Raw genomic sequence first — 10598 nt, 5'->3', positions numbered from 1 at the left:
GCGACAATCTCGAAAGATTTTCCGCCAGCCTTTTTAATTCTATGCTAATTTATTTTTTCTTTTTCTTACTTTTCTTCTTGTTGTCTTTTTTCTTTGATGCGTCTTTCTTTTTATCTTTTTTATTTTCCGTTTCCTCGGATTTTTTCTTTTTGTCTTTTTTAGAATCTTTATCTTTTGAAGTGTCAATCTTAGAAGTGTTCTCTTGATTAACTCTCGCTTCTTTAATAATTTCGTCAACTTCAATGGAAGCTTCTACTTCTTCCGGCTTAACGTCCACTGTTTCTACCACTTCTTCATCGACTTCTACTTCTTCAGGTTCTGACCCTTGACCGATTTCGTAAGTTTGTAGATAAACTTGAACTTTGAAGTCGTCATATTTCCCTTTGTACAATTCTTCAATATCACCTTTTTTAATATAGATATCAGAATGTTCCTCTAATATAGGATTGAAGACGGCAGTTTGCAGTCTAGGCTCAATAATTTCTTCAATTGAATAATCGCGTGCTTCACGATGACGGAAAATACTTTTATAGACAAGATCTCCCTCTTTTAATTCAGGATGTGATTTTAGAAATTCAGTTTTCGTTGCTGGTAATTCGAATTTCTTTTTCGCTTGAACATCCACATAGATTGCCGCAAAGTGCAGCTTCGCGCTTTCTGATACTGTGTAAGTCCATGATTTCGGAGGATTCACTATTTTGTTTAAGTTATCCTCGATATCGCGTTTAATCGCTTTAATTGCATTTGATTCTTCCACAGTAGGATTCTGCTCAAAGTCTTGGATATAAACTGATTTTAATTTGATAATATCTGTGAGTACATTATTATCTAAAATAGCTAAATCCAATCGTGCAATTTCTCTAGCTACAGTTTCTTTATCAGAATTTCTTAATAGCTGAATACCTAGCAAATCTTTCAAAGTACTGTCATTACGGCTTGTTAACGTAAGATAAGCCATATCATCTCCATAGTGTTTGAAATTATCATCAAATTTATTTAATCGCTTCTTTAAAAGTTCAGTCACATTGACCTTCATGATTCATTCCCCCATAAAATTAATTTTTTCATGATTTAGTAACTTATACCCTAATTACACCCTTATAATATTAAGATTTTATTGTATTTAACCTTTATCGCTAAATTATGTACATTCTATCATTTCTTAGAGAAGAAAGATTATTAAATATAACTTTAAGGAGTTCAAAAAAATTCATTAAAAAGTAGTGATTTAAAAAGAAAGGAATCTCATTTTGAAGTGTTGCTCAAAAACGGGGGGGGGGGGGAAGTATTCGAAATGATGCTTTTAAAGAAGAAATTAATTTAAAGTGAAGCGTACTTGTATCTCTGTTGACGCTTCATAAATAAATAGACCGGAATTACATTTACGAACTATTGAATTTCAGGAATAATTTTTTCGTCTGGTTGTACAAATTTTAGAATTTCTAAATATACCGAATCCGAAATAATATCTTCATTACTACGATAAACTTGAGAGTGTAGAATAAACTCTCTTGGAGACATGTTAAAGATTTCTTTGAAACGGTTTAAGAAAGTACGATTACTCACAAAACCAAATTCTTTCCATATTTCACCTTCTTCGCCTCTTGTGACTAATAGTTCGGATAGATTAAATACTCTGATATTAGTGAGGTATTCTGAGAAGGTCATTTGCATCTCTTCTCCGAATTTTCTAGAAAGAAAACTTTCGTTCGCAAAGATATCTCTAGCTACCACGCATAATTTCAAAGGTTTTTTATAATGCTCATTAACATACTCAATCACTTGATTTACTAACGGACTCAAAGTCGGTCTGAATAAATAATTATCAAATGTTTCAAAGAAGATACGTAGATAATTTACGAGTTTAATAATACTGATATCAGCATGAGAATATTTTTTCTCATACATACATCGTATGGTATGCACAAATGTTTCTTTAATATGATGGTGAACCTCAAAGTTATTTTCCATATTCAAAGCATTTTTTAAATAGAATCTTTCAAAATAGTCAGTATGAATTTCTAAACAAATTATACTTCCATTTTTAATTTCAATTTTTAAAGGTTTCATGTCTGGTCTTCTAATAAACAACTCGCCTGCATGATAGGTAAGTGAACTTTCTTTTTTTAAAGTTTTAGCATTTCCTGAAAGTACAAAGTAAATATTAATATAGTCCTTTTTATTCGTAAAATCTAAAGTACAAGTTGATGATTTAATAATACTATAATTATAATCCATTGAAGTCCCCCCGATGTCTATTTAATTATGTTTGGGTAATAAAAATTAGAAAGAAAAATATAAAGCAGTAAAACGAAGAAAATTTGAGGAGTGAGTGTTTTTGAGTTGTTATTCATAAATGATTTAATTACCCACAAAATGTAATCGTATCGTTTATTCTATAGGTTTTTTCTCAAATTTCTCACTTTTCATTAATATAATATACTAAAATCCTTAAAAATAAAATACCTATTTTCAAAAGAACTGTTCAATTAGCTACTGCTATTTCAAAATGAGGAGCTAAGATATTGTTATGTCCCAGCTGTAATTTAAAGTTTTATGTAGATAAAGAAAAAAGATCGTACCCATTTCGAGTACGACCTTGAAAACTAAAAATTAGTTATTCTTTTTTTCATTTTTATTTTGACGTTTTCTGAATAATAGTAGTGAACCTAGTAAAGCGAATAATCCACCCACTAAAATTCCACTGCTTGTATTTTCAGCGTTTCCAGTTTCTGGTAAAGCTTTATCTCTTGTTGTTTGAGCTGATTTATTTTCAGCTTTTTCAACTTTTGCAGATGTCGCTTTTTCTGAAACCTTATCAGAATTTTGTCCTTTAGTTACTGATGATTGTTTATCTATTCTATCTTGATTGTTTGAGATTCGTTTAGCTGGTGCTTTTTCTACTTTGCTGCCGCTAGGAGTAGGTACACCTTCTTTATCTCCTACAACCACTGCTGTAGTTACCTTAGAAACATTGCCTGCTTCGTCAGTAGCTATTGCTGTAACTTTATCATCAGCTTTCAAAGTTACATGATTAGGGACTTTTACTGTATAATGACCATTTTCATCAACTAATGAAGATGCAGTTGAACCATCTGGGAATGTCACTGTAACTGTTGTACCCGGTTCTGCTGTACCTGAAATTTCTTTATCTCCATTATGAATTACATTCACTTTTGGAGCTTCTGGACAAATTGTATCTTTAACTGGCTGTTCAGTTCTTTCTGATACGTTGCCTGCTTCGTCAGTAATTACAGCAATTACTTTATCACCATGAGTTAATGTGATGTTATTTGGTACGTCCACTTTCCAGTTGCCATTATTATCTACAGTTGTAGTTACGACCTCTCCGTTAGGGAATGTCACTGCGACTGTTGTGCCCGGTTCTTTACCAGTTCCTGTCACTACTTTAGAACCAGCTTCGATAGGATTGATAACTGGCGCTTCAGGAGCAATTGAATCATGAACAGTTACATGTACACCTATGTTATCAGTTGTACCATCTGGATAATGAACAAGTACTTTAACTATTACTTTATCACCTTCGTGCGCATCTTTAGGTGCTGTTACTTTCACAGTACCAGTATGCGGATCGATAGTTGCTGTCCAGCCGTTTCCTCCTGCAGAATTACCTATAATTTCAAAAGTAGAACCTACAGGTACTTTATCTCCTGTTTGAGGGACCTCTACTGATTGTCCCGGATTTACCTTAACATCATTATAACTTGGTACGTAGATATCTGTATCCGGTTGTGGTTTTACTATCACATGTACTGTGACATGATCTTTTGTGCCGTCTGGATATGTGACTGTGACCGGTATATCATATTCACCTGGTGTTTGACCATTAGGTAATGATGTTGGATCATCGATTGATACTTTCGGTTGCTCTCCTGTTGTCGGATAGCCCGGTACTGTCACTTGAGATACTACATCCCCTGGTGTTGTTGGTTGACCGTATGATTTTTCTACTTCTTTAGCAATCGGTTCGTATTGTTCATTTTCCGGTTGCGGGTTAACCGTTACTTTCACTGTGACTTTGTCAGTTGTGCCGTCCGGATATGTTACTGTCACCGGTACGTCGAAGACGCCTGTTGTATTGCCGGCAGGTACTTTTGTCGGATCATCCACTGTTACTGTTGGTTGATCTTGTCCTGCTGGGAAGTTCGGCACTGTCACTTTGTCTTTTACTTCTTGTTCAGTTGTACCTTGGCCGTATGGTTTTGTGATCGGTTCTGTTGTCGGTTGATAAGTGTCCGAATCCTTCGGTCCTGTTGTTACTTTTACATTGACGACATCTGTTGTGTGGTCCGGATAAGTCACTGTCACCGGAACATTCACTTCACCTGGTGTTTGGCCATCCGGAATTTTTGTTTCATCCACTGTTAATACCGGTTGGTCTCCGTCTTTAGGGAAACCTGGTACTGTTACTTTGCCTTTCACTTCATCAGGTGTTGCTTTTTGACCGAATTTCTTAGTGATTTCTCCGGCTTTTGGATCGTATTTCGCATTATCCGCTTGTTTGCCGACTGTTACTTTAACTGTAACTTTGTCAGTTGTGCCGTCCGGATATGTCACTGTAACCGGTACGTCGAAGACGCCTGTTGTGTTGCCGTCAGGTACTTTCGTTGGGTCATCTACTGTTACCTTCGGTTGTACGCCGTCTTTAGGGAAGTTCGGCACTGTCACTTTGTCTTTTACTTCTTGTTCAGTTGTACCTTGACCATATGGTTTTGTGATCGGTTCGGTTGTCGGTTGGTAAGTATCCGAATCTTTCGGGCCTGTTGTTACTTTCACATTAACCACGTCTGTTGTGTGGTCCGGATAAGTCACTGTCACTGGAACATTCACTTCACCCGGTGTTTGACCATCTGGAATTTTTGTTTCATCTACTGTTAATACCGGTTGGTCTCCGTCTTTAGGGAAGCCTGGCATTGTTACTTTGCCTTTCACTTCGTCCGGTGTTGCTTTTTGGCCGAATTTCTTAGTGATTTCTCCGACTTTAGGGTCATATTTAGCATTATCCGCTTGTTTGCCGACTATTACTTTCACTGTAACTTTGTCAGTTGTGCCGTCCGGATATGTGACTGTGACCGGTACATCGAAGACGCCTGTTGTGTTGCCGTCAGGTACTTTCGTCGGATCATCGATAACGACCTTCGGTTGTACGCCATCTTTAGGGAAGTTCGGCACTGTCACTTTGTCTTTTACTTCTTGTTCAGTTGTACCTTGACCATATGGTTTTGTGATCGGTTCGGTTGTCGGTTGGTAAGTATCCGAATCTTTCGGGCCTGTTGTTACTTTCACATTGACTACATCTGTCGTTTTATCCGGATATGTCACTGTTACCGGAACATTCACTTCGCCCGGTGTTTGGCCGTTCGGTATCTTAGTTTCATCCACCGTTAATACAGGTTGGTCTCCGTCTTTAGGGAAGCCTGGAACCGTTACTTTGCCTTTTACTTCGTCCGGTGTCGCTTTTTGACCGAATTTCTTAGTAATTTCTCCGGCTTTAGGGTCGTATTTCGCATTATCCGCTTGTTTACCGACCGTTACTTTCACTGATGTTTTATCAGTTGTGCCGTCCGGATATGTCACTGTCACCGGTACATCGAAGACGCCTGTTGTATTGCCGTCAGGTACTTTTGTCGGATCATCGATAACGACCTTCGGTTGTATGCCGTCTTTAGGGAAATTAGGCACTGTCACTTTATCTTTTACTTCCTGTTCAGTTGTACCTTGACCGTACGGTTTCGTAATCGGTGTTGTTGTCGGTTGGTAAGTGTCTGAATCCTTCGGTCCTGTTGTTACTTTCACATTGACTACATCTGTCGTTTTATCCGGATAAGTCACTGTTACCGGAACATTCACTTCACCCGGTGTTTGGCCGTTCGGTATCTTAGATTCATCCACTGTTAATACTGGTTGGTTTCCTTCTTTAGGGAAGCCTGGAACCGTTACTTTGCCTTTCACTTCATCAGGTGTTGCTTTTTGACCGAATTTTTTAGTGATGTCTTCTGCAGTCGGTTCATACTTCGCATTATCCGCTTGTTTGCCCACTGTTACTTTCACTGTAACTTTGTCAGTTGTACCGTCCGGATATGTTACTGTCACCGGTACATCGAAGACGCCTGTTGTATTGCCGTCAGGTACTTTTGTCGGATCATCGATAACGACCTTCGGTTGTACGCCGTCTTTAGGGAAATTAGGGACTGTCACTTTATCTTTTATTTCCTGTTCAGTTGTACCTTGTCCATACGGTTTAGTGATCGGTGCTGTTGTCGGTTGATAAGTGTCCGAATCTTTCGGGCCTGTTGTTACTTTCACATTGACGACATCTGTTGTGTTGTCTGGATAAGTTACTGTGACTGGAACGTTCACTTCGCCCGGTGTTTGGCCATCCGGGATTTTTGAAGTATCTACAGTAATAGTAACCGGTTGACCGTTTTCTGGATAACCTGGGATTGCGACTTTTGATTTCACTTCATTTTCATCAGTACGTTGACCAAAAGGTTTGCGAATTTCTTCCGTAGTTGGTTGATATTTATCTTTATCTAGTTGTTCTTTTGTAATAACTGGTACTTCCACAACTTCTTTAGAACCGTCTGGATAAGTTACTGTGACTGGAACATTTTCCGTACCAGATTTAAGTCCATTTGGAATTTTTGCTTCATCTACAGTATAAGTAGGTTGTTTTCCATTAGCTGGGAAATTTGGAACTGTTACTTTGCCTTTCACTTCATCCGGTGTGGCCTTTTCCCCATAATTCTTTTCTATCGATTCAGTTGTTGGTTGATATTTATCTTTATCCTGTTGATCAGCTGTGACCACGGGAACTTTAATAGTAGCCGTAGAACCATCTGGGTAAGTTACTGTAACTGGAACTTCTACTCTTCCTGGAACTGAGCCATCCGGCAATTGATCAGGGTGATCAACCACTACATTAGGTTTTTTATGGTTTGCTGGATAATTAGGAAATGTAACATGCGAAATAACATCGTTTTCATTTGTTGGTTGTCCAAATGCTTTATTCACTACAGTTGCTTTAGGTGGGTATTTGTTGCTATCTGTGACATGCACAACTACAGTGTCACCACCGATGTCGTTACCTCCAGAAACAAGCACTGCTGTATAAGTGTCTCCCTCTTCAGCATTGTTAGGGATAGTAAAGCCACCCACTTTTTCTCCTTCTTTTGGAGTTGTAAAGTCTCGAGATTTACTTACTACATTTCCGTTCTTGTCTCTCCATTCAATATGTGTAGGCATAGGAGGAACATCTCCGTTTGTTAATTCAACCTCAACACGATTACCTGGAGCAGCAGGATTATTTGTAGCATTATATGGTTTTGTTGCAATATCAATAGTATCACTTGGACTTAATACTACCGCAAAGTTTACGTTAGCCCATTGTTGGATTCCACTATACGGTGCTGCTATAGGTGCTATTTCTATGTTTTGATTTGCTCTTCTGAATTCTGGAGAAGTAAAACCAGAATATGTTTGGACGAGTTTTCCTTTAGGATTTAATACAAAACCATAGATATGCTCTACATTTAAAGTTCCAGAAGGAAACTTAGCAGCATATACTCCCGAGCTGTCAGTAGTCGCTACCACTGTAGCAGAAATATATTCTGGATGATCTTGCAAGAGTCGTTTGGCGGCTGTTGCACGTTGATCTTCTGGCAAGCGTTCTACAGCATTTCGATAAGCACTTGCACCTTGAGTAGTCAAGGAACTGAATACTACTTTGTATCCATTGGCCGCCTTATCCCCCATATTCGGGTTGAAGTTCGGACCAGTCGCAGAGTTAGATCTATCTCCACCGGAACTTTCCATCCAGACTCTACCGCGTACGATATTATAACCATCAATAGCTAAAATACCAGGATCGCTATGATTACCATTTGCTTCTACCCATTGATTCTTAGGTTTAGTCATATAGTTTCCGACAGGCACTTCAGCCATAAAAATTCCTGTTCTTCCTATATTTTTTCCTACCACAGGAGTTTGTCCCATATTATTAATTGTAAATGTATCTACAAATACTCCAGGATAAAAACCGCCTGATTGGCGTAACATGGTAGCACGGTTTCCGTTCGGCAAAGTAAAGTCAGGGATAGCAAAACGATATTTTTGACCAGCAAAAGCACTATATAAATGTTTCTTACCTTTTGCGTCAGTCCATCCATTTCTTAAATCAAAAGCATAACCTCCTGGTCCATCTTGTGCGCTATCATCATTATTTCTATTATGTGTGTAAGCTAGATAAATAGGTGAAATGGCTCCATCTCTATCCATCCATTGTAAAAATACCGGTGTATTAACAGGGACAGGTGTCAATCCGTTTGTACCTACCGATGGAATACCTTGGTCTGTCATCCATGCGCGTCCAGATATTAAATGAGCTTTACTCAGTTCATCTGAACCAGAAGACACATATCCGTTTAGCATAGCGTCAGCAAGAATAACATCAGGATTATTAATAGTAAGTGGGGCCGCATAATTTGTAGTACGTTGTCCGTCAATAATCTTAACGTCTTTACGTTCTGTCCCTTCAATTACCGCTACAGGATGATACATTGTTTCATATTCTAAAGAGAGTTGATAAATCAATGCTTGTTGAAGCTCTGCTGGTGTAATACTCTCTTTCAAATTAAGATCTTTAATAAATTCTTTTGCATCAGCTATTGAAACACCCGCTGATTGTGCATAAAAGTTAGTCGCTGTTTCTAAATCTTTAACTTGGTCAATCTTAATAGCAGAATTCAAGTCTATTTTATTTGTTTCTTCAGTTTCTTTTACTATTGTCGGTTGAGGTACGCTTACTTTTTCTTTAGAAACTTGAACATTTTCTGATTTCGGAGCTGCATTTTGTACTTTAGGCTCTAAGTGTTTCTCTTCAACAGCTTTTTCAGTATTTTCATTTGAGGGTTGATTCTCAGGAAGGCTAGTGTTCTCTACTTGTCCTCCTTCCTCTTGAATTTCTTCTTTTTTAACTGTAGTGCTTTCTTCATCTGTTTTTACAACAGAATCGTTTAATACTTCTGCCTCAAAAGCAACTTCGTCTGCATGAGCTTGTTCAACTTCTTGACCAGGGTCTGGTGTCGTCGAGATTTCAGTAGATGTCGGTACATTCTCAGCTGCTTTAGCATCATGGTTCACACCCAAAAACAGAGTGGCTCCCACTAGTATGGAAGCGGTTCCAAAAGTAAACTTACGAATAGAATACTTATTTTGTCTTTGAGGCGTGAAAGATGCATGATTCTTTGATGTGTGTTTGTCTTTCAACTTTGACACTCCTTAAAAAATTTTAGTGCTCTTAATATTCATAGTTCTTACTGAATATCCTTTTTCATTCTCTCAGGCTATGTATGTTTAAACTACAATTCTATACAACACTATATACATTTTACCACTTATATAGTTGCGTGTAACTAAAATATTCTCACATATTATTTTTATAATTCAGATATAGTTAGAAAGTGCTTTTTCAAAAATAAAAAAGCCTATTATATCGTCATAAACTCGATATAATAGGCAAATTATATAAATTATTTAATTTTCTTCGTCTCTATGATCAATCCACTCAAGCATTAAATCAATATGGCGTCCATTAGGTTCAAGACATTGCATATGACCTAAATGGGCAAATGCGTATAAATCTATAGTGTTTTCTTCGTTTTGAGACACATAGGCCAACGTAGATTCAACTTTAACGCCACTGTCATTGAATCCTTGGATAATTAAAGTTTTCGTTTTTAAAGGTAAACGTGACATTGGAGAAGCTGCTTCAAGCGCCGCATCAGTAATATCTCCAAAATACTCGTCTACCGCGTTTCTCCCTAATCCTTGTTCTTTGGTATAGGGAACATCAGTTACGGGAGCCATAGCAATCACACGATCTGCTTCATCTGCATTATTCAATACAAGCTGGCCGCCTACGGAATGACCAATCAATATAATTTCTTGATTATCCACAAACTTTGAAGACTTGAAAGCTTGAATGGCTTTCTTTGTATCTTCCTCTGGTGTCGGCCAAGCATGCTCTCCACGGCGATATTCAACATTCGCCACATTGTATCCTTCTCTTGTGAGCATTTCGATTAATTTATCATTTAATGTGCGGTCGAACTTCTGTCTCCAGTAACCGCCATGAATAAGTACTAACCATTTATCATCATGTTCAGCTAAGGCCTCTGAGGCAGGATAAACATCAATCAGTTGTTCTTCATGGTCACCATAATATAATTCTTCCATTTTGTAGCACTCCTAAATTGGTAGTTTTGTCATAACATTAAATATTTACCCGCTTTATAAGACTGACAACCATTACAACTTTACCCAGCTGATATGAATTTTATGAACAAGCTACAAAGTTTTTAGATTTTTTATTAAAAAGTTGTTGACGGATAGGGTTTCTTATTATACAATAAATCTTGTGTTAAATATTACATGGAGAAATACCCAAGTCCGGCTGAAGGGATCGGTCTTGAAAACCGACAGGGGCTTAACGGCCCGCGGGGGTTCGAATCCCTCTTTCTCCGCTACTTAAAAGACTTCGATTCAGATAACTGTTTCGAAGTCTTTTTTATTATTCT

The 10598-nt window shown here is 37.7% G+C and carries 4 protein-coding genes and 1 tRNA gene; 1 reads left to right on the top strand and 4 read right to left on the bottom strand.

The annotated features are described in order from the left end of the window. Positions 1–49: 49 nt before the first annotated feature. From CKV71_RS01670 to CKV71_RS01655, 4 genes are all read right to left on the bottom strand, one after another. Positions 50–1036, bottom strand: a complete 987-nt coding sequence (locus CKV71_RS01670) for a hypothetical protein (RefSeq protein ID WP_095103149.1) — start codon at positions 1034–1036, stop codon at positions 50–52. Positions 1037–1389: 353 nt separating this feature from the next. Beyond that, positions 1390–2238, bottom strand: a complete 849-nt coding sequence (locus CKV71_RS01665; RefSeq protein ID WP_095103147.1) for a helix-turn-helix domain-containing protein — start codon at positions 2236–2238, stop codon at positions 1390–1392. Between the two features lie 375 nt (positions 2239–2613). Continuing rightward, positions 2614–9288 carry a Rib/alpha-like domain-containing protein gene (locus CKV71_RS12640; RefSeq protein ID WP_269457256.1) on the bottom strand — a complete coding sequence of 2225 codons (6675 nt, stop codon included), beginning with the start codon at positions 9286–9288 and terminating at the stop codon, positions 2614–2616. A 267-nt stretch (positions 9289–9555) separates the two neighbouring features. Further along, positions 9556–10257: an alpha/beta hydrolase family protein gene (locus CKV71_RS01655; protein ID WP_095103143.1), complete on the bottom strand. Its 702-nt coding sequence runs from the start codon at positions 10255–10257 to the stop codon at positions 9556–9558. Between the two features lie 197 nt (positions 10258–10454). Between CKV71_RS01655 and CKV71_RS01650 the strand changes: the two genes are divergently transcribed. Next, a tRNA-Ser gene (locus CKV71_RS01650) sits at positions 10455–10544 on the top strand. Positions 10545–10598 lie beyond the last annotated feature (54 nt).

It is taken from the genome of Staphylococcus piscifermentans (assembly GCF_900186985.1).
GTDB lineage: Bacteria > Bacillota > Bacilli > Staphylococcales > Staphylococcaceae > Staphylococcus > Staphylococcus piscifermentans.
This window is presented reverse-complemented; position numbering and strand designations above follow the sequence as displayed.